General features: G+C 60.5%; 21 protein-coding genes. 13 read left to right on the top strand and 8 right to left on the bottom strand.

The features are described 5' to 3' along the window. Nucleotides 1–63: 63 nt before the first annotated feature. The gene (locus tag C1M53_RS19575) at nucleotides 64–1,152 is read right to left on the bottom strand and encodes a hypothetical protein (RefSeq protein WP_245488213.1); all 1,089 of its coding nucleotides are present in this window, start codon (nucleotides 1,150–1,152) and stop codon (nucleotides 64–66) included. Nucleotides 1,153–1,246: 94 nt separating this feature from the next. Between C1M53_RS19575 and C1M53_RS19570 the strand changes: the two genes are divergently transcribed. Together C1M53_RS19570 and C1M53_RS19565 are read left to right on the top strand one after the other, a co-directional pair. After that, nucleotides 1,247–1,684, top strand: coding sequence for a DsrE family protein (locus C1M53_RS19570; protein WP_129413749.1), 438 nt, complete (start codon nucleotides 1,247–1,249; stop codon nucleotides 1,682–1,684). Nucleotides 1,685–1,744: 60 nt separating this feature from the next. Continuing rightward, nucleotides 1,745–2,065: a putative quinol monooxygenase gene (locus C1M53_RS19565; protein ID WP_129413748.1), complete on the top strand. Its 321-nt coding sequence runs from the start codon at nucleotides 1,745–1,747 to the stop codon at nucleotides 2,063–2,065. A gap of 28 nt (nucleotides 2,066–2,093) precedes the next feature. Here the strand turns inward: C1M53_RS19565 and C1M53_RS19560 are convergent, their stop codons facing one another. The 3 genes from C1M53_RS19560 to C1M53_RS19550 all read right to left on the bottom strand — a co-directional run bounded on the left by C1M53_RS19560 (nucleotide 2,094) and on the right by C1M53_RS19550 (nucleotide 5,118). Beyond that, entirely contained in the window at nucleotides 2,094–3,086 is a 993-nt protein-coding gene (locus C1M53_RS19560) for a tripartite tricarboxylate transporter substrate binding protein (protein WP_129413747.1), read from the bottom strand. 85 nt (nucleotides 3,087–3,171) lie between these two features. Continuing rightward, entirely contained in the window at nucleotides 3,172–3,948 is a 777-nt protein-coding gene (locus C1M53_RS19555) for an alpha/beta hydrolase-fold protein (protein ID WP_129413746.1), read from the bottom strand. A gap of 3 nt (nucleotides 3,949–3,951) precedes the next feature. Continuing rightward, on the bottom strand, nucleotides 3,952–5,118 hold the full coding sequence (locus C1M53_RS19550; protein ID WP_129413745.1) for an ATP-grasp domain-containing protein: 1,167 nt from the start codon (nucleotides 5,116–5,118) through the stop codon (nucleotides 3,952–3,954). 559 nt (nucleotides 5,119–5,677) lie between these two features. Here C1M53_RS19550 and leuA point away from each other — a divergent pair. The 4 genes from leuA (at nucleotide 5,678) to C1M53_RS19520 (ending at nucleotide 11,973) form a co-directional block, all read left to right on the top strand. After that, nucleotides 5,678–7,354, top strand: coding sequence for a 2-isopropylmalate synthase (gene leuA / locus C1M53_RS19540; RefSeq protein WP_165358346.1), 1,677 nt, complete (start codon nucleotides 5,678–5,680; stop codon nucleotides 7,352–7,354). Between the two features lie 240 nt (nucleotides 7,355–7,594). Further along, complete coding sequence (locus tag C1M53_RS19530) at nucleotides 7,595–10,456, top strand: hypothetical protein (RefSeq protein WP_129413742.1); 2,862 nt, start codon at nucleotides 7,595–7,597, stop codon at nucleotides 10,454–10,456. Beyond that, the gene (locus C1M53_RS19525) at nucleotides 10,456–11,247 is read left to right on the top strand and encodes an alpha/beta fold hydrolase (protein WP_348629997.1); all 792 of its coding nucleotides are present in this window, start codon (nucleotides 10,456–10,458) and stop codon (nucleotides 11,245–11,247) included. The genes C1M53_RS19530 and C1M53_RS19525 overlap by 1 nt, the downstream gene beginning before the upstream one ends. Before the next feature lie 105 nt (nucleotides 11,248–11,352). Next, on the top strand, nucleotides 11,353–11,973 hold the full coding sequence (locus C1M53_RS19520; RefSeq protein ID WP_129413740.1) for a hypothetical protein: 621 nt from the start codon (nucleotides 11,353–11,355) through the stop codon (nucleotides 11,971–11,973). Here C1M53_RS19520 and C1M53_RS19515 read toward each other — a convergent pair. Further along, a complete protein-coding gene (locus tag C1M53_RS19515) occupies nucleotides 11,963–12,883 on the bottom strand; it encodes a metallophosphoesterase (protein WP_129413739.1) in 921 nt (306 codons plus the stop codon). The two genes, C1M53_RS19520 and C1M53_RS19515, sit on opposite strands and share 11 nt — an antisense overlap. A 52-nt stretch (nucleotides 12,884–12,935) precedes the next feature. Between C1M53_RS19515 and C1M53_RS19510 the strand changes: the two genes are divergently transcribed. Beyond that, the gene (locus C1M53_RS19510) at nucleotides 12,936–13,436 is read left to right on the top strand and encodes an NUDIX domain-containing protein (RefSeq protein ID WP_129413738.1); all 501 of its coding nucleotides are present in this window, start codon (nucleotides 12,936–12,938) and stop codon (nucleotides 13,434–13,436) included. A 2-nt stretch (nucleotides 13,437–13,438) separates the two neighbouring features. On the opposite strand, the gene C1M53_RS19505 is transcribed toward C1M53_RS19510, so the two are convergent. After that, nucleotides 13,439–14,428: a glutathione S-transferase family protein gene (locus tag C1M53_RS19505; RefSeq protein ID WP_129413737.1), complete on the bottom strand. Its 990-nt coding sequence runs from the start codon at nucleotides 14,426–14,428 to the stop codon at nucleotides 13,439–13,441. A gap of 270 nt (nucleotides 14,429–14,698) precedes the next feature. Here C1M53_RS19505 and C1M53_RS19500 point away from each other — a divergent pair, with 270 nt between their 5' ends. From C1M53_RS19500 to C1M53_RS19475, 6 genes are all read left to right on the top strand, one after another. Next, nucleotides 14,699–15,223 carry an N-acetyltransferase gene (locus C1M53_RS19500; RefSeq protein ID WP_129413736.1) on the top strand — a complete coding sequence of 175 codons (525 nt, stop codon included), beginning with the start codon at nucleotides 14,699–14,701 and terminating at the stop codon, nucleotides 15,221–15,223. Between the two features lie 89 nt (nucleotides 15,224–15,312). Beyond that, nucleotides 15,313–16,074, top strand: a complete 762-nt coding sequence (locus C1M53_RS19495) for a 3-hydroxyacyl-CoA dehydrogenase (RefSeq protein WP_129413735.1) — start codon at nucleotides 15,313–15,315, stop codon at nucleotides 16,072–16,074. Nucleotides 16,075–16,077: 3 nt separating this feature from the next. Further along, complete coding sequence (locus C1M53_RS19490; RefSeq protein WP_129413734.1) at nucleotides 16,078–17,250, top strand: CaiB/BaiF CoA-transferase family protein; 1,173 nt, start codon at nucleotides 16,078–16,080, stop codon at nucleotides 17,248–17,250. 27 nt (nucleotides 17,251–17,277) lie between these two features. Next, the gene (locus tag C1M53_RS19485; RefSeq protein WP_129413733.1) at nucleotides 17,278–18,072 is read left to right on the top strand and encodes a HugZ family protein; all 795 of its coding nucleotides are present in this window, start codon (nucleotides 17,278–17,280) and stop codon (nucleotides 18,070–18,072) included. A 138-nt stretch (nucleotides 18,073–18,210) separates the two neighbouring features. Further along, the gene (locus C1M53_RS19480; RefSeq protein ID WP_129416264.1) at nucleotides 18,211–18,549 is read left to right on the top strand and encodes a metalloregulator ArsR/SmtB family transcription factor; all 339 of its coding nucleotides are present in this window, start codon (nucleotides 18,211–18,213) and stop codon (nucleotides 18,547–18,549) included. A 180-nt stretch (nucleotides 18,550–18,729) separates the two neighbouring features. Then, entirely contained in the window at nucleotides 18,730–19,533 is an 804-nt protein-coding gene (locus C1M53_RS19475) for an RNA methyltransferase (protein ID WP_129413732.1), read from the top strand. Between the two features lie 46 nt (nucleotides 19,534–19,579). Here C1M53_RS19475 and C1M53_RS19470 read toward each other — a convergent pair whose 3' ends face one another. Together C1M53_RS19470 and C1M53_RS19465 are read right to left on the bottom strand one after the other, a co-directional pair. Then, nucleotides 19,580–20,695, bottom strand: coding sequence for a hypothetical protein (locus tag C1M53_RS19470; protein ID WP_348629996.1), 1,116 nt, complete (start codon nucleotides 20,693–20,695; stop codon nucleotides 19,580–19,582). A 270-nt stretch (nucleotides 20,696–20,965) separates the two neighbouring features. Beyond that, nucleotides 20,966–21,547 carry an EipA family protein gene (locus C1M53_RS19465; protein WP_129413730.1) on the bottom strand — a complete coding sequence of 194 codons (582 nt, stop codon included), beginning with the start codon at nucleotides 21,545–21,547 and terminating at the stop codon, nucleotides 20,966–20,968. Nucleotides 21,548–21,691: the final 144 nt, after the last annotated feature.

Below are 21,691 nucleotides of genomic sequence, written 5' to 3'. Positions count from 1 at the left end.
CCGGGAGCGTTTCCCTTTCTCACGGAAACGCGGGAACGCTCCAGTTTTCTATTTTGCTCAAGCTTACTGCGAACAGGCTGACTGCGGCATCGCCTCCAGGCGGAAGACCCTGTCGTCCGATTTTGTATCGCCGCCCCCCTGGCACAGATCGGTGAGCGGCAGGCTTTCCTTCGGGTTGGCCAGCATCATGGTGCCATTGGCGCCGCGGCGCAGGTAGATTTCCTTTTCCGAGAGATCGCAGGACGCCCCACCGGTGGCGACAATCGCCACGCAGCGCCACTGGTCGGCTTCGCCCTGGCAGGAGTAACTTTGCGTGGCCTTCACACCGCCTTTGCGTGTGGTCATGGCAACCACAAGATCGGCACCATTCGGCCAGTCCGCGGCGCTTCCCTGGGCGGCAAAGCTTGCAACCTGTGCCGCGCCACGAGAGACCCGGATGGTCTGCGTCACCTGTTCGGGATGCGATGCCAGGTGCTCGAGTGAATAGTCCCGCCCGAAGCAGAAGGGCTGGTCAGGCTTCAACCGTATGCGCAACGGATCGCCCTGCGCCGGATTGGCCGGAGCGATGCGTGCGAATTCCGCCTTGCAATCCGCTGCGGGCCTTCGCTCGAGCAGGAAGCCGTTATCGTCCGTACCAAGTGCCTGGCGCTCGTATTCCGCCGTGCCAAGCTCGTCTTCCGCGCCGATGTCCAGGTAGATGTCGCGGTCGAAGGCATCGACCTTGAGCCGTCCCTTGGCATCCAGGCTCAGCTCGGCCATGGTCCGGTCGCACTCCATGCCGCAATGGATCGCGGCTTTCTCGCCTGTCTCTCCTGAAACATTGCACCAGCCGCCGACCCATTCGGGCTTGGAAGCACCCCGTACCGTCGTCGCCATGAAGCCGTTGTAGCCAGCGGTACCCAAGCCATCCGTCGGGTCTTCGCTCGGTCGGCTGACCGGATCGGGACCATGATAGAAGAAGATCCGCGCAACCTTCTGATGCGGGTGGGCTTTCAGATGGCTCGCATCATAAACACGGCTGAAACAGGCGCCGCCGCCATCCGGGCTGAGCTCCTTCAGCATGCGCGGCTCATCGGCATGAGCCGCGGCTGTCGCGATGAGCGCGCCGACGATTGCTGCACTCCCCGCTGCGATCTTTCTCGACATCATCATCGAGCCCTCCCACAGAGATCCGCTGTCGCGGATTTTATGCTAGGAACCAGTCGAAGGCCACGCGCATTATGCTGCCTAGAACGGGACGGTTTTCATGCTTCGCAGGGATATCTTCCGCGGATTTCTGGCTTCGACCGGAGCGCTTCTGGGGTTGACGGCGGCAACGGCTGCGCCGGTATCGTATCCAAGACAGAAGGTCGCCTACCATCTCGATGACCTCGACAAGGTCGCCTTCGTGCTTGGCAACATCAAGAACCATTTCGATGGCACCGGCGGCGAGGTCGACATCGTCCTGGTGGTCCATGGTCCGGCGCTGGCCGCTTTCAAGCGCGACGGCGCTTCAGCAGCGGTCTCCAGCCGTTTTGCCGGTCTGGTGAAAAGGGGCATGACGCCACAGGCCTGCGCCAACACCATGCACGGCATGGACATAGCGTTGCCGGATCTGTTCGAGGGCTTCGTCAGCGCCGATGCTGGCGGGGTCGTGAAACTCGCCGAGCTGCAGGCCGCAGGGTATGCTTATCTAAGGCCTTGATATCGGGCCCGATTTCATCGGATGATCAGTATAGAGGGTGGCGATCGAAGGGAGTGCCTGATGTATGGCCTGATCGGAAAGATGCGCGCAACTCCCGGCAAGCGAGAGGAACTCCTGCAGCTCCTGCTCGAAGCCACCGATTCCATGCCCGGCTGCCTGAATTACATCGTCGCCCGTGACCCCGCAGACACAACGGCGATCTGGGTCACCGAGGTCTGGATCGATGCCGCGAGCCACAAGGCATCACTGCAGCTTCCGCATGTGCAGGAAGCAATCGCCAAGGCCCGCCCGATGGTGTCCGGGTTCGACTTTCAGTTCGAAACCGAACCGGCAGGTGGCTATGGGCTGAACCAGCCCGCCGATGCGGGTGCGCAGGGCTAACTCCCGCGCAACCGCTCGGAGGCTTCGATCAATCGACCTGGATTTTGGCCTGCTTGACGATCGGCTCCCATTTGGCGAGCTCTGCCTTGACGTGGGAGCCAAGCTCTTCCGGGGTCGAGCCGACGATGGTGGCGCTGAAATCGCCCATCTTTGCAATCACCGCCGGATCTTTCATCGCCTTGTTCGCCGATGCATTGAGGCGGTCGACCACCTCCTTCGGCGTGCCGGGCGGCGCAAACAGCGCATTCCAGGTATAGGTTTCGTAACCCGGCACGCCGGACTCGGCGATGGTCGGCAGGTCAGGGAACGACGGCACACGTTTGGCCGTCGTCACGCCCAGCGCCTTCAGCGTGCCGCCCTTGATGTGCGAGGATGAGGACGGCAGGTTGTCGAACATGATGGGCACCTGGTTGGCGATCACGTCGTTGAGTGCCGGACCAGCGCCCTTGTAGGGAATGTGCTGCATTTCGACGCCCGCCATGATCTTGAACAGTTCGCCCGAGAGGTGCAGCGGCGTGCCAATGCCTGATGAGGCGTAGGAGTATTTATCCGGTTCAGCCTTCAGCAGCGCAACCAGCTCCTGCACGTTCTTGGCCGGCAATTCCGGATTGACCACCAGCACGTTGGGGACGATCACCAGCAGGGAGACCGGCGAGAAGTCCTTCTCGGGGTCGTAGGGCTTGGTTTTCAGGATCAGCGGGTTGAGCGCATGGGTCGCAACGGTGCCCATCAGGATGGTGTAGCCATCCGGATCGGCGCGCGCGACGCGATCGGCGCCGATGTTGCCGCCAGCACCGGCGACGTTCTCGACGATGACCTGCTGGCCGAGATCATCAGACATCTTCTGCGCGATGATGCGTGCAACGAGGTCGGTCGAGCCACCGGCGGCGAACGGCACCACCAGCGTCACCGTACGGTTGGGGAATTCCTGCGCGACCGACTGAGAGACCATGCCTGCCAGTGGTAGCACCGACAGACCGAGCGCCAAGACCGCGCGACGTGTGAATTTAGAAAATGCCATGCTGTTCCTCCTCATCCCTCACCCTTGGATTGGTTACGACAATCGGGAAGGGCAGACAACAAGGTGGGAATGCGAAAGGACAACCTCAATCCAGCCGGTGTTTCAGATCCTCATCCAGCCAGCGGCTGAAAAAATAGGGAAGCTGCTTGTGCCACCACGGCCAGTCGTGGTCGACATCGCCGCCCCAGTAGTCGACCCAGGCCGGGATGGCCTTGTCACGCAGCACGCGTTCCAATGCATGCGTTTCCGCCAGCATCTGCTCTTCCCAGGCACCCTGCCCGCAGCAGAAGATCAGCCGCAGCGCGCGCAACCGTGAAAGCAGGGCGTCATCGGAAACGCCGGGCAGATAGTCGAGCGGAGAGTTGTAATAGATATCGCCAGCCAGGCCGTCCCCGAGGAACCCCCGGGTCGAATAGACACCGGAGAGGGAAATCACGCCGGCGGCCAGATCGGGATAGCGGAACACGAAATTCGATGAGTGATATCCCCCCATCGAACAGCCCGAGAACAGCGGTTTCAGCGAGCGTCCGCCGTTGGCTTCCGAAGCGATGGCCGCGAATTCAGGCAAGGCCTCTTCGCGCAGATAGCGGAAATAGGCTTCATGCCGGGCGATCCGCTGCGCGGGGGCGCCGTGCTTGTCGAAGAAGCTCTCGCTGTCGATGCCGTCGACCGTAAAGATCTGGATGCGGCCGGTGTCTATGAACTCGGCCAGTGAGCCCACTCCGCCGGCATCCTCGAATTGGTAGAAGCGCCCTTGCGAGGTCGGAAAGACAATGACGGAACGGCCGGCATAACCGTAGCGCTTGTATTCCATGTCGCGCCCGAGTTTGCCACTCCAGCGCTTGTGATAGGAGATGTCCATCGCTTACGCCTCCTCGGCATGGATGTAGTCGACCGCTTCCCGCAGGGCCTGGCGGTCGCGCGACCGCAATTGATAGGCGTAGTTTCCCATGGCGCGGCTGAAGACCTCTTCGATGTCCTGATGATGGACGATCTTGTCGGCGTGGGCGGCTAACACATCGGCGTGGCTGTGGCGATAGCGGATATGCTTCTTGCGGCTGGCGTAAACGGTGAAATACTTGCCTTCGAACGGTCCGCCGACCTCGTTCCGGACCACCATGTTGGCCCATTCGGCATAGATATCGATATCGAAGCTGTAGTTGATCGCGTCCGGCATCCAGGCGCCGGGTGGTCGGATGTTGACCTCGAGCGCGATGATCCGGCCCTGCCTGGTTTCGAACAGTTCGATATGGAAGAAGCGCTCCTTGAGGTCGAATGCCTTGACGATCTTGCGGCCGGCCTCCTCCACCTCCGCCGGGATTTCCGGACGGCAGGTGTAGCTCATGTGCTTGTTCTTGTTGACGACGTCCATGATGGAGTCGTCATACTTGGTGCTCGCGGCAAAGACGATCTTGCCGTCCCGATTGACCAGGCCGTCATAGGTCACAACCAGCCCGTCGATGAATTCCTCCATGACGAAGCTCATGCCTTCCGGCTTGATGCGGAAGAACTCGTCCAGTTCAGCAACGTTGGAGATCTTGTAGGTGTGTGCTGCACCCGCACCGGAATCCGGCTTCACCACCACCGGATAGCCGACCTTGCGCAGGAAGGTCATGGCACCAGCGCGGTCCGATGTCTTGCGCTGAGCGATGACGTTGACGCCGGCCTTGCGGAAAGAGGCCCGCATGCGGCTTTTGCGTTTGATGTTCTTCACATAGTCGAGCTTGATGCCTTCGATGTTGAAGTCGGTACGGATACCGGCCTCGAGATCGAGCCAATGCTCGTTGAGCGACTCGAACCGGTCGATGCGACCCCATTTGTGGATGAAGTGCCCCATCGCCCGATAGGTCTGGTCGTAATCTTCCAGGTCGGTGATGCGATAATATTCGCTGAGCGCCCCTTTGAGTCTCGGCGCCAAAAGGTCGTAGGGCGCGTCACCGATGCCCAGCACCGTTGCGCCGGCTTTTTTCAGACGATCACAGAAATCGGCACCGTTGGCCGGAAAATGCGGCGAGAAGAACACGAAATTCATGGTCAGTCCTCCTGGTCGCTATGCGATCGGCGAAGTCTGCCGCATTTGTGTGAAACCGCAAAGGAAAACCGCTCGGGCACTCTGGCCTCATAGCACCTGATGACGTCTGGCTTGCCTCGAAAGGAACGCTCCTGTAAGAGAGCGACCATGAAGACGCGCCCAGCAGCATCTGCTTTCCGTCCGACCGGCCTGGCCGGCGAGACCGTGCGCGCGCTTTCCTCGGCTCTACTTCTTCTCGGCCTTATCGGCGATCGCCGGGTCCGCTGAAGGAGCGCCCGGCGGTCGTTGCCGCCAGGGCTTATTCCCAGGCAAGCTCCTCAAGTCACCAAACCGATTGACTTCGCTGGAGCGTTTCCGTTTTTCACGGAAACGCGGAAACGCTCTAAACTCTTTTACGCAATTCCGGACGGAAAACCGTTACACACTTTTCCTGGAATTGCTCTGAAGGCGCTGCTTGTGCTTCGGCAATGCCGGACAGCAGCCGGGAGACTGAAAAATGAATTTCACGCAACGAACGAGCGTCGAGGCCGACATGCCCCAAGCTTTCGCCCCCAAAGGCATGCCGAGTGCCGTACGCAAGTATGAACCCTACCCGCTGGTCGGCCTCACCGATCGCACCTGGCCGGACAGGAAGATCGAAAAAGCCCCGATCTGGTGCTCCGTCGACCTGCGCGACGGCAACCAGGCGCTGATCGACCCGATGGGCCATGAACGCAAGGCGCGCATGTTCCAACTGTTGCTCGACATGGGCTTCAAGGAAATCGAGGTCGGCTTCCCATCCGCGTCGCAGACCGATTTCGATTTCGCGCGCTGGTGCATCGAAGAAAGCGGCGTTCCGGACGATGTCGACCTGCAGGTGCTGGTACAGTGCCGTCCGGAATTGATCACGCGCACCTTCGAGGCACTCCAGGGTGCCAAGACCCCGATCGTTCATTTCTACAATTCGACCAGCGAGTTGCAGCGCCGCGTCGTTTTCCAGAAGGATGTCGCCGGCATCAAGCAGATTGCCACCGACGCCGCCAAGATGATCACCGACATGGCCGCCAAGGCCGGTGGCGGTTATCGTTTTCAGTACTCGCCGGAGAGCTTCACCGGCACCGAACTGGAGGTGGCACTGGAGATCTGCAACGCGGTCACCGAAATCGTGAAGCCGACACCCGACAACAAGCTGATCATCAATCTGCCGTCGACCGTCGAGATGTCGACGCCCAACGTCTATGCCGACCGCATCGAATGGATGATCCGCCATCTCGACAATCGCGACAGCCTGATCATCTCGCTGCATCCGCACAATGACCGCGGCACCGGTATCGCCACGACCGAGCTTGGCCTGATGGCTGGCGCCGACCGTGTCGAAGGCACGCTGTTCGGCAATGGCGAGCGCACCGGCAACGTCGACGTCGTCACGCTGGCGCTCAACATGTTCACGCAGGGCGTCGACCCGGATCTGGATTGCTCCGACATCAACCGCATGAAGGACGTCTATGAGTATTCCAACCAGCTCAAGATTCCCGAACGCCATCCCTATGTCGGCGAACTGGTCTATACGGCCTTCTCCGGCTCGCATCAGGACGCCATCAACAAAGGCATGAAGGCGATACAGAGCGCCAACAAGGAAGTCTGGGAAGTGCCCTATCTGCCGATCGACCCGCAGGATGTCGGCCGCTCCTACGAAGCGATCATCCGGATCAATTCGCAGTCCGGCAAGGGCGGCATCGCCTATGTGCTGCAGGCCGATTACGGCATCAACCTGCCGCGCAATCTGCAGATCGAATTCAGCCAGGACATCCAGGCCATCACCGATGCCGAGGGCAAGGAAGTGCCGGCAAAGCGGATCTACGACCGCTTTATCGACAGATATGTCGAACAGCCTCATGGCAGGTTGAAGTTTGTCGATCATCAGACATTCCCGGATCCTGCGGTGAAAGGCCGGCGCGTTGTCGAGGCAGTCATTCTCGACAAGGGCAAGGAAACCATCATCAAAGGTACGGGTACCGGTCCGATCGACGGGTTTGTCGACGCGCTTTCGCGGCATGTCGGCATTTCGATGTCGGTGCTCGACTACTCGGAGCATTCCTTGCAGCGTGGTTCGAACGCCTCGGCCGTCTCCTATGTCGAAATGGAGCATCCTGGTGGCAAGGTCTTCGGCGCGGGTATCAACACCAACATCGTTGCTGCATCGCTTGAAGCGGTTGTATCCGCTGCAAATCGCATAATCGGCCTCAAAGCCTACTGATTTCCACGCTTTACGAAAAACCCCGGCTGGATTTTTCCAGCCGGGGTTGTAATGATTCAACCGGGCTTGGGACGGTATTGGCGCGGAAGTGCGAGTATCGCGGGTAATGTCGTACGACCTGTGCCGGCTTGAGAGGTTCGACACTTGCAGCATTCCACGCCTGCCGCCCCCGCAGTGCGCGAAACGCTTGATAGACTGTTAGCGAGCCAGACATTTGGACGCTCCGAGCGTGCGCGCGAATTGCTGCGCTATCTGGTTGAGCGCGAACAGTCCGGCGAGGCCGACAAGCTCAAGGGCTTTTCCATTGCCATCGATGTCTTTGGAAAGGATTCGGGGTTCGACCCTTCCACCGATGCAGTGGTGCGTGTGCAGGCGGGCAGGCTGAGGGAACTGCTCGACCAGTATTTTAGCGGTGAAGGTTCCGGCGAGCCGATCCGCATCGTGATCCCACGCGGCAGCTATGTCCCAAGCTACGAACCCAACGGGGTCGGAATCCCGTTTCATCCGCAGACGCCGCAACTGGTCCCGATCACTAGAAAGCAGACGGGCTCAATCGCGCTGGCGGAAGCAGAACCCATTCCGACAGCCGGCATGCAGAGCCTTCCGGGCTCCGCTGTTTTCCTGTTCAGGCATCTTCATGCCTTCTGGATCGCCATCGCGGTCTTTTTCATCGTTGTTGTCGCTCTCATGGTGCTGATGCTGCGTCAGGCCTACGGCCCCGACCTCGTTCCCGGCAATCCGGCAAGAGGTGACAAGCCGGCGCTGGGAGTAGCGACGGCACTGGAAAAACTCCCTGCCGTCTATCTTCTCGCAGGGCAGGAAAACCCGCAGATCCAGCGCGTCGAGACGATATTGCGCGCCGGTCTTTCCAACATGGAAACCATCCAGTTCATCGATCGCAAGCCCAGCGAGGATCCGCTGCGCGCTGACGATCCCACGACTTTTGTCTTCACGCTCGGCTCGGGCGCTACCCTTGGCAGCGTGGCAATTGAGGTGAAGAACCTGAAGACGGGGCGCATCCTGACTTCAGAGACGCTGACTGCGTTCGAGACCACCGCTTCGCAGGTGACCGATCATGTTGCCAAGATCCTCGGCAGCGTTACCGGCCCGTTTGGGTCCATCTATGGCTACATCGAGCAAAATCGTCTGCAAAACGACCTGACCACCTGCGTAATTCTCTCAAAAAGCTATCCATCCAACCAGAGCGCCGAAGGCCATGAAGCCGCCTATCGTTGTCTGGAAAATCTGGTCGCGCACGGCGAAACATCGGCGATGATCTATGCGACCCTCGCAGGCCAGCAACTGGACGCGATCGTCTGGGGCTATCCTTATCCGCCCAATCCGAGCGTGCAGCAGGCGATGGCCTATGTGAACAAGGCGATTCAGATCGATCCGAGCAGTTCGCGCGCCTATCGCATGGCCGCCTATGCCGAAGGCGTCATCGGAAACCAGAAGGAAAGGGTTCGCTGGGCGAAGAAAGCCTATGATGCAGCCCCCTATGATCTGAGAGCCGTCTATCACTACGGCTGGGCGCTTGTGATGGTGGCCGACTATCGGGAAGGCACGGCCCTGCTGGCACGCAGCCTCAACCTCGCAAACCCGCACAGCAAATGGCTCGACTATGCGCTCTTCCAAGGAGCGTTCATGCTGGATGACCTCGAATTGCAGAAGCGTGCCGCACAGGCACTGTCGACAGTCGAACCCCAGCCAGAATACCTCGTGGCACAACTCATCGTCGCAACCCAGGACGGCAAGTCCGATGAAATGACGCGCCTGTTGGCGGATTTGCATACCAGGTTCCCTGATTTCGCGGCAAATCCACGAGCCACCTTCACCAAAAATCACTATCCGCCCGACATGACGGAGAAACTCCTGCAGGGGCTGCAGAACGCCGGACTGAAGCACGCAACCGGCGTTGCGACGACCGCTCCGCAGCCGTCACCTGCGACAGGGACCGTGCAGAACTTGGAAGATCTGCCAATCGTCTATCTCACGGCAAAAGGAACCGGCGCCGCCGTGGAGCGCGTGGTCACCGCGCTGCGAGCCGGTCTTTCCCATTTCGAAACCATCAATTTTGTCGGTCGCGATCCGGCCCAGGACCGCAACAGGGCGGCGGACGCCACAAGCTTCGTTTTCAACGTCCAGCCAGGTCCTTCGACGGGAACCGTCGCGGTCGAGATCCAGAACCTGCAAAACGGAACGGTCGTCTTGTCCCGCAACTTGACGGAATTCGACACCACCTCGGCGCAGGTTGGCCCTCAGGTCGGAAAAATTCTGGGCGACACGGTACCGGTATCCGGCGCCATCTATACGTCCCTGGCCCGGAGCGGCCAGGCCAAGGGCCTCGTTGACTGCCTGATCCAGGAAAATGCCTTCGAACTCGAGGCCAACGCCAGAGTCCACGAAAAGGCCTATCGTTGTTTCGAGGCCCTGGCCGACGGCAATGCCAAGTCGTCGCTCGTCTATTCGAGCTTGTCGACCCTGACGACAACCGGGTTGATCTGGCGCTATGCCTATCCCGCCGACGCCTCGTTGGAGAAGGCTGCGGAATTCGCCCAGCGCGCGATACAGGCAGATCCTTCAAGTCCCCGCGCCTACAATGCCAAGGCTTATATCTCCAATCGGCTCGGGATGTGGACAGACACTGTCCAGTGGACATCCAAGGCATACGGGATGAACCCGTACGATCCCCAGGCGATCGCTGCCTATGCCTATGCCCTGACCTTCAGCGGCGACTACACGAGGGGTGCGACCGCGATGACCCAGGCGATCGAAGCCGCAAACGGCGCCCACGCCGCATGGTGGGACTACGGGCTTTTTGCAAGCGCCTACATGCAGGGCGACAAGGCACTCGCAACCAAGGCGGTTGCTCCTCTTGCAACAGTCGCTCCCAATCCGCTTTTTCTCACGGGGCGATTGATCGTGGCATCCGAAGCCGGCAACCAGCGCCTGGTCAAAGACATCATCGATCTGCTGGAAGCCAATTTCCCGACCTATGTCAGCAACCCGCGGGCAACTCTTCTCAAGCGTAACTACCCGGCTGATATGATAGAAAAATTCATCGGAGCCCTTCGAACGGCGGGATTGAGCGGCGCGACTTGATGACTTCCCTCTTCGCTCACGAACAAGGAACCGGACCAACGATTGTGCTGCTGCACGGTTTCGGTGGTTCTCATGGCATGTGGACAGAGATCGGGTCTCAGCTTGCCGACGCGGCCGAGATCATCGCCTATGACCTGCCGGGCCATGGTGCTTCGCTGGAAGTAGAGGGAGCGCGATCGCCGAAACGGATGGCTGAAGCCGTTCTTGCCGACCTCGTGGAGCGCAACGCCGACCAGGTTCACCTTGTCGGCCATTCGATGGGCGGGGCTGTCGCGACCTTGATCGCGCTTTCAGCGCCCGAGCGTATTGCTTCGCTGACATTGTTGGCGCCAGGGGGATATGGCGAGGAAATCGACGCGGCACTGCTGCGTCGCTTTGCCAAGGCTGCTCAGGATGATGAAATCCGGGCGTGCCTTGCGGCCATGTCGGGCCCTGGACATCTCGTGTCCGAACGAGCCGTTGCCGATGATATGGCGATGCGCGCCCGCTCCGGCCAGATGGAAAAGCTCGCCGAGATCGTGATGGCCATCACGCGCGGCGGGCGGCAGGGCGTCATTCCGGCCGAACTGGTCGCCAGTCTCGCCATGCCTGTCGCGGTCGTCTGGGGGGTCCTGGACACCGTCCTGCCCGTCAGCCAGTCAGACAAACTGCCTGCCCATTTCGACCTGCATCTGGTGCCTGTCGCCGGCCACATGCTGATCGACGAGACCCCAGGACTTATCATCGAACTGTTACGCGGCATCCTGCGAAATCAGGCGAATGAACCGATTTCGACACCGGATTTTCCCTGATACCCGACGCCCAGCGGTTCCGAGATCATTCCGACACAATCGCGATGGATGAAATCCTTCCCGGTTCGTGTTAACCGGTGGTTTACCAAACCGCGAGGCAAGGCGATGCCGGAAGCAGGCGAAACCGTTACCCCGATCAACCAGGCGCGCAGCAAGCTGTCGGAGGCTGTCCGCGACGTGAAGAACGCGCTGGCGGACCGCGACGACGTCGTCGTCGACATGCGCGAAGCTCATCGCATGCGGCTGGAATTGCTGGCGTCGGAGCTGTCGCCGGTCTTTGCAGACGTAACCTCCGATATCGATTATTTCGATTTCGCGCTGTCTTCGGGACTGCAGCCACGATTGTGGATCGACGCCGTCAGCCATGTCGCGATGGGCCGAGATCGTCGAACCTATCGTTTCGTCAAGGACACGCGTCTTGGCCGTGTCGTTCTGGCCGAGTCCCCGGATATGAAGATCGTTGGCGACCAGGTCACCCGCTATGTCGCCGAGCGTCTGGTCGAACGGCAGCGCCTCATGGAAGGCGGCATCGAATCGATGGAGCAGCCAAAGCCTCAAGCCGGTCCGCCAACGGAAACCAAGCCCCAGGCAGACGTGCGAACACGTGGCCGCACGATCCTTAGCTGGCTTGGCCTTGTGCTGGTCGGCGTGCTCGCGGGCCTCGCCGTCTCGACTGCCCTGTTCTGGGACCGCCTCCTGCCCTTGATCGAGACCCTCAGACCGTAGATTTTTCCGGTTCTGCGCCGAGCTCCAGTGTCTGAAGGTCGGCGATCGCGAGCGCAGGTCCGGTGATCCCGCGACGTGTCAATCCGATACGCCAGCCATTCGCGGTTTTATCGATCTCGATCAGATTGTATTGCGCGGCAGGATGCCGTCCCCCAGGGCCCTGCCCGGCAGCGGCAACGCCCACAACGGGCAATCGATGAACCCGCCCGATCCAGAACAGCGTCGGATCATGTGAATGGCCGTGCAGCACCAGTTCGGCGCCATGCCGCTTGACGATGTTCTGAAACCGGCGGATGCCGAAAAGCCGCTTGGTTTGGGCCACCGCGCCGCGGATCGGCGGATGATGGATGAGGATCACGCGGCAAAGGCCCTGCTTGCCGGTTTGGTCCAGAAGCTGCGCCAAACGCTCGGCCTGCTTCTCCTCGAAGAAGCCGTTCGCCATGAACGGCGCGGTTGCGCGCGCGGTCGACACGCCGATCAGCGCGACTTCGCCTCGACGTCTCAGATAGGGAAAACTATGACGATCGACGTGGATATTGGCGCCATCGCCGCTCATCCATGGCGCCCATGCGCGGCACGCCTTGTCGAAGGCGCCGGGAACGTAGGCGTCATGATTGCCGGGAACCACGGAAACGTCGCTTGGCGACCCGAGCATCTCCAGCCACAGGCGGGCCATTTCGATTTCGCTGTCCAGCGCCAGGTTGACCAGGTCGCCGGTCACCGCAATGTGGTCGGCCCCATTTGCCTTGAGATCGGCGACCAGCGTGTCGATGACGGCATCGTGCATGGTACGGCGGCGGTTGCGTTGCCAGTTGACATAGCCCAGCACGCGCTTGGAGGCGAGATCGCGATACGATACACCGGGCAACGGACCGAGATGGGCGTCGGAGAGATGCGCAAGCCTGAACATGAAACCTTCATAAGCGACCGATCGCCCGCAATCCACCAGTGGTTCACCTGAAATGACCGGCACAGATCCCGAACTATCCTTCCGCCAGAGCGGTTGGCCCCGCCTCAGGGCGAAGCTCTTCCACACCCTGTTCGTGCTGAAGCGACCGATGACCCTCGGCGTCCGCGGCCTGATTCATGACCGCGAGCGCAATTCGATCTTCCTCATCCGCCACACCTATGTCCCCGGCTGGCAGCTGCCGGGAGGCGGCGTCGAAAAGGGGGAGACCATGGGAGAGGCGCTCGCCCGGGAGCTCCAGGAAGAAGGCAACATCACGATCTCGGCGCCACCGGCGCTGCAATCCATCCACTTCAACAGGACATCAAGCCCGCGTGACCATGTCGGGCTCTACCTGGTCGAGGCTTTTCACCAGACCGAGCCGAAACGTCCCGACCACGAGATCGCCGAGGCCGGCTTCTTCCCGCTCGAACAACTGCCGCAAGGCACGACTCCGGCAACGCTCAGGCGCATTGCCGAGACATTCCAGGGCATGACGGTTTCGCCCTACTGGTAAGCTCAGGCGGCCTTCTTCAAGCGGGCACGGTCGTGTGCTGCCAGATGATCGACCTGAGGACCAAGCGGAATGATGCCGGTCGGATTGATGTCACGATGGCTGGCGTAGTAGTGCGCCTTGATGTGATGCATGTCGATCGTCTGGGCCACGCCCGGGACCTGGTAAAGATCGCGCAGATAGTTCGACAGGTTCGGATAGTCGGCAATGCGGCGCAGGTTGCATTTGAAATGACCTACATAGACCGGATCGAAACGAATGAGCGTGGTGAACAGCCGCCAGTCCGCTTCGGTAATGTGATCGCCGACGAGATAGCGCTGGCGTGACAATCTTGCCTCCAGACCGTCGAGCGCCGCAAACAGCTCTCCGAAGGCTTCCTGATAGGCAGCCTGGCTGGTCGCGAAACCCGCCTTGTAGACGCCATTGTTCACGGCGCCATACACTTGCCCATTGACTGCGTCGATCTCGGTTTGCAACGCAGGCGGATAAAAGTCGACCGACGCATCGCCCCACTCATCGAATGCTGAGTTGAACATCCGGATGATCTCGGAAGATTCGTTGGAGACGATGGTCTGTTCCTTCTTGTCCCACAGGACAGGCACGGTAACCCGACCTGAATAGGCAGGATCCGCCCTTGTGTAGACCTGATGCAGGAAGTCGAGGCCATAGAGGGTGTCGCCGGTCGCACCGTCTTCGGCCTGGAAGGTCCAGCCGTTTTCGAGCATCAGGTGATGGACCACCGAGACAGAAATCACGGTTTCCAGCTTCTTCAGCACCCTGAAGATCAACGTGCGATGCGCCCAGGGACAGGCGAGCGAAACATAGAGATGATAGCGGTCAGGCTCCGCCTTGAAGCCCCGCGAACGTCCCTCCGCCGGCTTGCCGTCAACGGTTACCCAGTCGCGCCATTGCGATTGGGAGCGTTCGAACCTGCCGCCGCTGCTGTTGGTATCGTACCAGCGGTCCTGCCATTTGCCATCGACCAGCAATCCCATCGACATTCCTCCTGTCCTGCGGCTGCAATCTAGGGGGCATGCCGGCCCTGGGAAATGCGTTTTGGCTGAACACACTGTCAAACGCTGGCGCAACACCGTTCAAAACACCGATTGCGATCGTGAATATTTGATGCTAGCGGACAATCCGCATGTTCGACTTTGCAAGAATCCGGTTCGACCGACGACGAAAGATCGCCCGCGCTTGAAGCGCTGACTGGCGAACGCTGCCGCTTGCAGCAACCTTTCCTTGCATACCGGAACGCAAAGACCATGAGCCTTGCCGACGTGACCTACCTGCCGGAAACCCCGGCGCATGATCCCGAAATCGAATCGATCAACGAAGAAGCCTTCGGGCCTGGACGCTTCGCCCGCGCCGCCTACAAGATCCGCGAGGGCGGCCCTCACGAGCGCGACCTTTCCTTCGTCGCCATGAACGGCGGCACCGTGATCGCGTCGGTGCGGATGACCAGGGTCATGGCGGGCTCCGGCAAAGCACTGCTTCTTGGCCCCCTTGCCGTGCGGCCGGCGTTCAAGAACCTCGGCATCGGTCGCAAGCTGGTGGCCATGGCGCTGGGGGCCGCTGCAAAGGCTGGTTCAGCCTGCGTTATCCTGGTCGGCGATGAGCCCTACTACGGCCCGCTCGGCTTCAAGCGGATTCCGCGCGGACAAATCACCATGCCAAGGCCGGTCGACCTCGACCGTCTTCTGACGCATGAAATCGAACCGGGCGCAACGGCCAGACTGACCGGCATGGTTCATCACGCCGACCAGGTCGGTGTCGGCGAACCAGCGTAACGCCGGGTCACCTTCACCCTGATGCCTTGCCTGTTGCAGCGTTTGCCGCGGCCCCCTAGCATATTCCCGACAAGCAAGGAGAACAGCGCATGAACCCACACGGCCAGATCGCAATCGTGACCGGAGGCGGCTCAGGCCTGGGTGAAGCGACGGCGCGCGCGCTTGCAGCCAAGGGTGCCAAGGTCGCTCTTTTCGATGTTGGTATCGACCGAGCCGACAAGGTGGCGGCAGACATTGGCGGCATCGCGGTCAAATGCGACGTCTCCAGCGCCGAGAACGGGGCGGCCGCGGTGGCCGAGGTTGCAAAATCGCTCGGAGAACCGCGCATCCTGGTGAATTGCGCCGGGATCGCGATCGGTGTGAAGACCGTCGGCAAGGACGGCCCCCATCCTCTCGATCAGTATCGCAGGGTGATCGAGGTCAACCTGATCGGCAGTTTCAACATGATCCGGCTGGTTGCGGACCGCGCCGCCAAGCTCGAACCGTTGGCCGGCGGTGAACGCGGCGTCATCATCAACACGGCCTCGGTCGCGGCTTTCGACGGGCAGATCGGGCAAGCCGCCTATTCCGCCTCCAAGGGTGGCGTTGTCGGCATGACCTTACCGGTGGCTCGCGACCTTGCCCGCTCGGGCATCCGCGTCTGCACGATCGCTCCCGGCATCTTCAAGACACCGATGATGGCCGGCATGCCGCAAGAAGTGCAGGATTCGCTCGGTGCAGCCGTGCCCTTCCCCTCCCGGCTCGGCGAGCCGTCCGAATATGCGGCGCTGGCGTTGCACATCGTCGAAAACCAGATGCTGAATGGCGAAACCATCCGCCTGGACGGTGCCATCCGCATGGCACCGAAATAAGCCATGGTGCCGGCCAACCCGCAGGAACCCGGACGCGGGCCGCTGGCCGGACTTACCGTGATCGAAATGGCGGGGCTCGGTCCCGTCCCCCTCGCCGCGCTCATGCTTTCCGAGATGGGGGCGGCGGTACTCCGGATCGAGCGCAGCAGCGCCGGCCGGCAATTCCTGCAGTTGCCGGCCGAACATGATATCGACCGGCATGGCCGCGATGTCCTCGTCGTGGACCTGAAGCGTCCTGAATGCACCGAACTGGTGCTGCGGCTTGCCGGGAAAGCCGATTTCCTGATCGAGGGTTTTCGGCCGGGCGTGATGGAACGGCTTGGCCTTGGACCCGACGCGGCCCTGGCACGCAATCCGGCGCTGATCTACGGACGCGTGACGGGTTTCGGACAGGACGGTCCCCTTGCCGATCGCGCCGGCCACGACATCACCTACCTCGCTTACTCAGGTATCCTGCACGCCATCGGCCACGACGGCGAAAGACCCGTCCCTCCACTCAACCTGGTCGCCGACTATGGCGGAGGGACCATGATGCTGATGACCGGATTGCTTGCGGCACTGTTCCAGCGCTCTCGTGGAGGCAAAGGACAGGTTGTCGACTTGGCCATGGTCGAAGGGGCTTCCATGCTGGCCCTTCCGATCCAGGCCGCGATGGCCAGCGACCTCTGGAATGATCGGCGTGGTGTCAATCTTCTCGATTCCGGTTGCCCTTTCTACGACACCTACGAAACTGCCGATGGTCGCCACATCGCCGTTGGATGCCTGGAGCCGCAGTTCTTTGCAGAGTTCGCCCGTCTGTTACCGCTCGACCAACAGTTCGCGGCAGGTCAGTACGACCAGAAACTCTGGCCTCGGATGCGTGAGGCCATAGCTGTCCGGGTGCAGGAAAAATCCCGCGACGAGTGGGATCGGCTGTTTGCCGGGACCGACGCTTGCATCGCGCCGGTGTTGTCGTTCGCCGAAGCACGGCAGCATCCGCACAATCGTGCGCGCAATGCCTTTGTCGATGTCGGCCGTTTCACCAGACCGGCGCCGGCTCCCCGTTTTTCGGCGACACCATCCACGGTAAGCGAGCCGGCTTCCGAAAACAGACGCCCGGTTGCCTCGATCCTGGCGCGTTTTGGCGTTCCGGAGGACGAGACCGAGGCCCTTGTCAAAGCCGGTGTGATCGGCTGATAAGTGGATGACAATATTCAGCTTATAATGGTGAGTGTGGTGGAACAGCCGAAGAAAGACGTGATCCGGGAAACCGACGCCCAGTCGATCCAGCTGGCCAAAACTCTGCTTCGCACCGCGCGCTACGGGGCACTTGCCGTCATCGAGCCGGCCTCAGGTTCGCCGCTTGTCAGCCGTGTTGGTGTTGCCACCGATATTGATGGCACGCCACTGATCCTGATCTCGATGCTCGCCGCCCATACGGGCGCATTGCTCGCCGATCCACGCTGTTCTTTGTTGGTCGGCGAACCCGGCAAGGGAGACGCTCTCGCCCATCCGCGCATGAGCCTGATTTGCCGTGCAACCCGGCTGGAACGAGGCGCGGACGAGCAGATGCGGGCGGAACGCCGCTACCTCAACCGCAATCCCAAAGCGAGGCTTTACGTCGGCCTTGGGGATTTTTCCTTCTTCCGGCTCGACGTCGAACGCGCCTCGCTCAACGGCGGTTTCGGAAAGGCTTATCTGCTGGATCATTCCGATCTGATCGTGGATGGTGCCATCAATGGCACCTTGGCTGAAAGCGAGCAGTCCGCACTCGATCACATGAACAGCGAACATCTCGACGCCGTGGCGGTCTATGCCCACCACTACGCCAGGGCGGAAGGCGAAGGCTGGTCATTGGCCGGGTTCGACGCGGATGGAATGGATCTGGTCAACGGTGACCGGGTCGAACGTGTGTTCTTTCCCAAGCCGCTGGAAACACAGCAGGATCTGCGCAAGACGCTGGTGGAGATGGCGAAGGCCGGCCGAGCTGCGGCGGCGCAGGAGACGGTCAATTCCTGAGCGAACGGCAGACGCATGATCACGCAGTTGTGACTTAAGGTTGCATCCACACTTGCAACACTTAATAAAATTAGTGTATGAGTGAATCATAACGCCATTGCCCCCATGGCTTCCGTGATGAACAAAGGTGGGCATCTGATGCTTCCAGAAAACCAGGTCTCCGATACCGAAACCGCAGCTGCGTTCCTCACACTGATGGGAAACGAGAAGCGGCTCGCCATCATGAATCATCTCATCGATGACGAATTGACAGTAGGCACGATCGCCGAAAAGGTGGATCTCAGCCAATCTGCTCTTTCGCAGCATCTGGCAAAGCTGCGAGCCTTCGGTCTGGTCCAGACGCGCCGCGACCGGCAGATGATCTATTATTCCTGCCGCTCGGATGCCGTTCGCCAGTTGCTTCGCACCCTGGGCGCGATTTTCGGAGGCAGCTCCGAACCCCAGCAGCATTCGCGATTTCTCGGTACCGGCAAATAAACACCACAAATCGTCCTGGTTGTATTGACGGTCTGTCCAGATCAGGTTGATCGCGAGAGGCGAGCAGCAGTGCTGCGCGTGAGATGGCTTCCGAAATGAAGCTCGCCAAGCTATAGCGACCTCGAAGCGTCCGATCCGCGATTGTGCAGGAGACGTTGAAACTCTCATCCGCGGTCGCCGATGGACACCATTCGTATCGATGATCCGGAAGATCCCCGGGTCGCCCCATATCTCGACATTCGCGAGCGTGATGTCGTCGGCAGACAGGGACGCTTTATTGCCGAAGGCAAAGTCGTCCTGAATGTGCTTTTGAATGGCAGTCGCTTCCAGGCTGAGTCCGTGCTCGTGCTGGAGAATCGCCTCGCAGGCCTCGAGGAGGTTTTCGATAAGGCGCCTGTACGGGTGCCTGTCTACGTAGCCGGTCGCGAGGTCATGGATCGCATCGCCGGCTTCCCCATCCACCGTGGCATACTGGCTGTGGGAGAAAAGGGCACACCGTTACAGGTTGACGACATCCTCCGCACGCTTCCGCAAAAGGCTTTGATTGTCGTCGCTGTAGGCATTGCCAATCACGACAATCTGGGTGCGATCTTCCGCAACGCAGCCGCTTTCGGCGCCGATGCCGTATTCATCGACCCGACGTGCTGTGATCCTCTCTACCGCAAAGCGATCCGGGTCTCGGTTGGCGCCGCGTTGAAGGTGCCTTTTGCTGCGGCTCCGGATCCCGCCAGCCTGTCGACCGACCTGATGGCCTGCGGCTTCAAGAGTTTTGCGCTCTCGCCGAGCGGCGTGACGGATATTCGCGACGTCCAGCCAGGTGAGAAGACTGCTCTCTATCTCGGCACGGAAGGAGAAGGTCTGCCGGCGCCTCTGCTGGCGCGAATGCAAACGCTCCGCATCAACATGGCCAAGGGCTTCGACAGCGTGAACGTAGCGGCGGCCTCGGCCATCGCCCTGCACCATTTCTCCGCGAGTGATCGTTAGGGTTCAACTTACGCTTGGAGAACCGAAAATCGCGGATTGCGATATGTCAGCCCGGCGAGGTGGTCTTCTGCAGCGCCCGCACGCGTTCGGCGATGCTGCGAATTGCGGCGCGGTTCTTGGCGGCGTTTGCGCCAGCCTCCGGAACGGCGAGCGCCTTGGCGACTTCCGAATTCGGTCCCTCCAGCGCAGCCGTCAGCGTTATGATCTCGGCAGCGAGGTCCTGCATCTGTTCACGCAGAAGCGTACCCTCGCGCTGCTCTCTCGCCCCGCCGTCGCGCTGGCCGTTTTCGAAGGAAGTGGCCCCTCGCAGCTTCTTGTTCTCACGAACAAGTGTCGTCAGCCTCGCCTCCAGCCGTTCGCGATCATTGTTGAGCTTGGCGACCGCTTTTTCGGTGTCACCGCCGGCAGCACCGGAAAGCAGGGGAGAAAGTTGCATCGCCGCGCGGTCCTCCTGATGGCGTTGTCCATCATTGGCTGCAGCACCTTGCCCCTTGGCGGGGATTTCGGCCTGCAATCCTTTCTTCTTCATTTCTTCCTTCAGCCTTGCCAGTTCCCGCTCACGTCGCTCCAGCGTTTCGTCGCGGTCCGCCAATGTCGAAAGAAGACGTTCGAGTTTCTGTTCCCGGTCCGCCAGCTTCTTCTTCTCGTTTGCCAGCGCATCGATGGCAGCCTTGCCCTCGGTCAAAATATCCTGATGACGCTTCTCCGCTTCCTTGCGCTGGGCGCGCAGCACGGAGATGTCGTTGTTCAGCTTCTCGATCTCGGATTCGCGCGCCACCAGTTCGATCTGCCTGTTGGATGACGAGAAGCTGGCCTCCTCATAGAGCTGACCGAGTTTCTCGATCTCCTCATTCTTTTTCGCCGCATCCGCTTCAAGCTTGGCAAGTTTCTCCGACATACGCCCGATTTCAGCCGCGCGCTGCGCCAGTTGCACTTTCAACTCCGTGCCAGCGGTTTCCAGCACGGTGATCAGCTCCGCCTTGCGGGTCGCTTCGCTCGCCGCCAGCTTCAACTCTTCGCGGACACGATTGACCTCGATGAAACGATCGTTGGCCATCTCCTTCGAGGTTTTGGCATCCATCTCCAGCCGGCGTGCAGTCACCGCAAACTCGGCGCGCAAGCGATCTTTGTCCGCGGTGATTTCCGTGGAGGTGAGCGGCATTGCCGCTTGAATCCGTTTTTTCGTCAGCACAACCGCCCGTCGCCAGGCGGCAGGCGCGATCAGGACGACCAAAAAACCCGCACACAGGAAACCGAGGAGGAAGAAGAGGATCGACTGAACCAAGATGGTCTATCCGTTAAGTTCGGCCACTCGCGCCAAGCAGGCAAAACTTTGCATGGTCTGACAGGCAAAATCCAGTATTCGGCACCAGTATTTCTGCGGATTGGAGACCTCTTTCACAACCCGCAGATCGTAATCAAGCCGCCAGGATCAGAAAGGGTTCCAGGTCGGCTGCTGCGTGAGCTTCAGGTAGCCCAGGTTGACGCCAAGCCTGGCGCCGACGCCGGTGCGGATCGGCACAAGAAGCACGTTGCCCGACTTGAGAACATTGAAACCAAGGCCCGCGATCACGTAGGCCGAACCTGCGACACCGGCAAAGCGATTGTAGAGGTTGCTGACATCGTCGAGATTATAGACCAGCACCATGACCCGGGAACCCTGCCCGCCGAAATCCCAACCCAGGGATGGGCCCTGCCAGTAGACTTTGTGGTCGCCGGCATTCTTGGTGTAGAGCTTGCCTTCGCCGTAGGTGAGGCCACCCACGAAAGCACCCGAACCCTCCTCCCCCAGCACATAACCGTTCGGCAGACCGTAGGTTGAGAAGATCTTCTCGACGACCGTAGCCAACCCGCCCGAGGTTTCGCCGAAGAACTTGTGGCCTGAGTCGACGATTTCCTGCGACGTATACTGCTGGGCGTACGAAGCCTGGAGCGAAAGGGTGAAAAAGCCCAACAGGGCGATCGTCAGGGCGAGAGCGCGGGGAATGCGCCAATCGCGAAATCGGGAATGCATGCTTCCAATCTCCGTCTGGGAGCACCTTCGCCGACGCCTCGCACCCGCGACTCTCAATCGGCCGCTTCCGGTGCCATTCCTTGGCAAACTATGCCGTAATTCTTTTTCAACCATTAAGCTCTCACATGATGATGGCGGTTCGAA

Source organism: Mesorhizobium sp. Pch-S (assembly GCF_004136315.1).
GTDB lineage: Bacteria > Pseudomonadota > Alphaproteobacteria > Rhizobiales > Rhizobiaceae > Mesorhizobium.
This window is presented reverse-complemented; position numbering and strand designations above follow the sequence as displayed.

Excerpts from the sequence above, each read along its gene's own strand:
- C1M53_RS19575 (WP_245488213.1), bottom strand. The coding sequence starts at position 1,152 with ATGATGATGTCGAGAAAGATCGCAGCGGGGAGTGCAGCAATCGTCGGC.
- C1M53_RS19570 (WP_129413749.1), top strand. The coding sequence starts at position 1,247 with ATGCTTCGCAGGGATATCTTCCGCGGATTTCTGGCTTCGACCGGAGCG.
- C1M53_RS19565 (WP_129413748.1), top strand. The coding sequence starts at position 1,745 with ATGTATGGCCTGATCGGAAAGATGCGCGCAACTCCCGGCAAGCGAGAG.
- C1M53_RS19560 (WP_129413747.1), bottom strand. The coding sequence starts at position 3,086 with ATGGCATTTTCTAAATTCACACGTCGCGCGGTCTTGGCGCTCGGTCTG.
- C1M53_RS19555 (WP_129413746.1), bottom strand. The coding sequence starts at position 3,948 with ATGGACATCTCCTATCACAAGCGCTGGAGTGGCAAACTCGGGCGCGAC.
- C1M53_RS19550 (WP_129413745.1), bottom strand. The coding sequence starts at position 5,118 with ATGAATTTCGTGTTCTTCTCGCCGCATTTTCCGGCCAACGGTGCCGAT.
- leuA (WP_165358346.1), top strand. The coding sequence starts at position 5,678 with ATGCCGAGTGCCGTACGCAAGTATGAACCCTACCCGCTGGTCGGCCTC.
- C1M53_RS19525 (WP_348629997.1), top strand. The coding sequence starts at position 10,456 with ATGACTTCCCTCTTCGCTCACGAACAAGGAACCGGACCAACGATTGTG.
- C1M53_RS19520 (WP_129413740.1), top strand. The coding sequence starts at position 11,353 with ATGCCGGAAGCAGGCGAAACCGTTACCCCGATCAACCAGGCGCGCAGC.
- C1M53_RS19515 (WP_129413739.1), bottom strand. The coding sequence starts at position 12,883 with ATGTTCAGGCTTGCGCATCTCTCCGACGCCCATCTCGGTCCGTTGCCC.
- C1M53_RS19510 (WP_129413738.1), top strand. The coding sequence starts at position 12,936 with ATGACCGGCACAGATCCCGAACTATCCTTCCGCCAGAGCGGTTGGCCC.
- C1M53_RS19505 (WP_129413737.1), bottom strand. The coding sequence starts at position 14,428 with ATGGGATTGCTGGTCGATGGCAAATGGCAGGACCGCTGGTACGATACC.
- C1M53_RS19500 (WP_129413736.1), top strand. The coding sequence starts at position 14,699 with ATGAGCCTTGCCGACGTGACCTACCTGCCGGAAACCCCGGCGCATGAT.
- C1M53_RS19495 (WP_129413735.1), top strand. The coding sequence starts at position 15,313 with ATGAACCCACACGGCCAGATCGCAATCGTGACCGGAGGCGGCTCAGGC.
- C1M53_RS19490 (WP_129413734.1), top strand. The coding sequence starts at position 16,078 with ATGGTGCCGGCCAACCCGCAGGAACCCGGACGCGGGCCGCTGGCCGGA.
- C1M53_RS19485 (WP_129413733.1), top strand. The coding sequence starts at position 17,278 with ATGGTGAGTGTGGTGGAACAGCCGAAGAAAGACGTGATCCGGGAAACC.
- C1M53_RS19480 (WP_129416264.1), top strand. The coding sequence starts at position 18,211 with ATGCTTCCAGAAAACCAGGTCTCCGATACCGAAACCGCAGCTGCGTTC.
- C1M53_RS19475 (WP_129413732.1), top strand. The coding sequence starts at position 18,730 with ATGGACACCATTCGTATCGATGATCCGGAAGATCCCCGGGTCGCCCCA.
- C1M53_RS19470 (WP_348629996.1), bottom strand. The coding sequence starts at position 20,695 with ATGCCGCTCACCTCCACGGAAATCACCGCGGACAAAGATCGCTTGCGC.
- C1M53_RS19465 (WP_129413730.1), bottom strand. The coding sequence starts at position 21,547 with ATGCATTCCCGATTTCGCGATTGGCGCATTCCCCGCGCTCTCGCCCTG.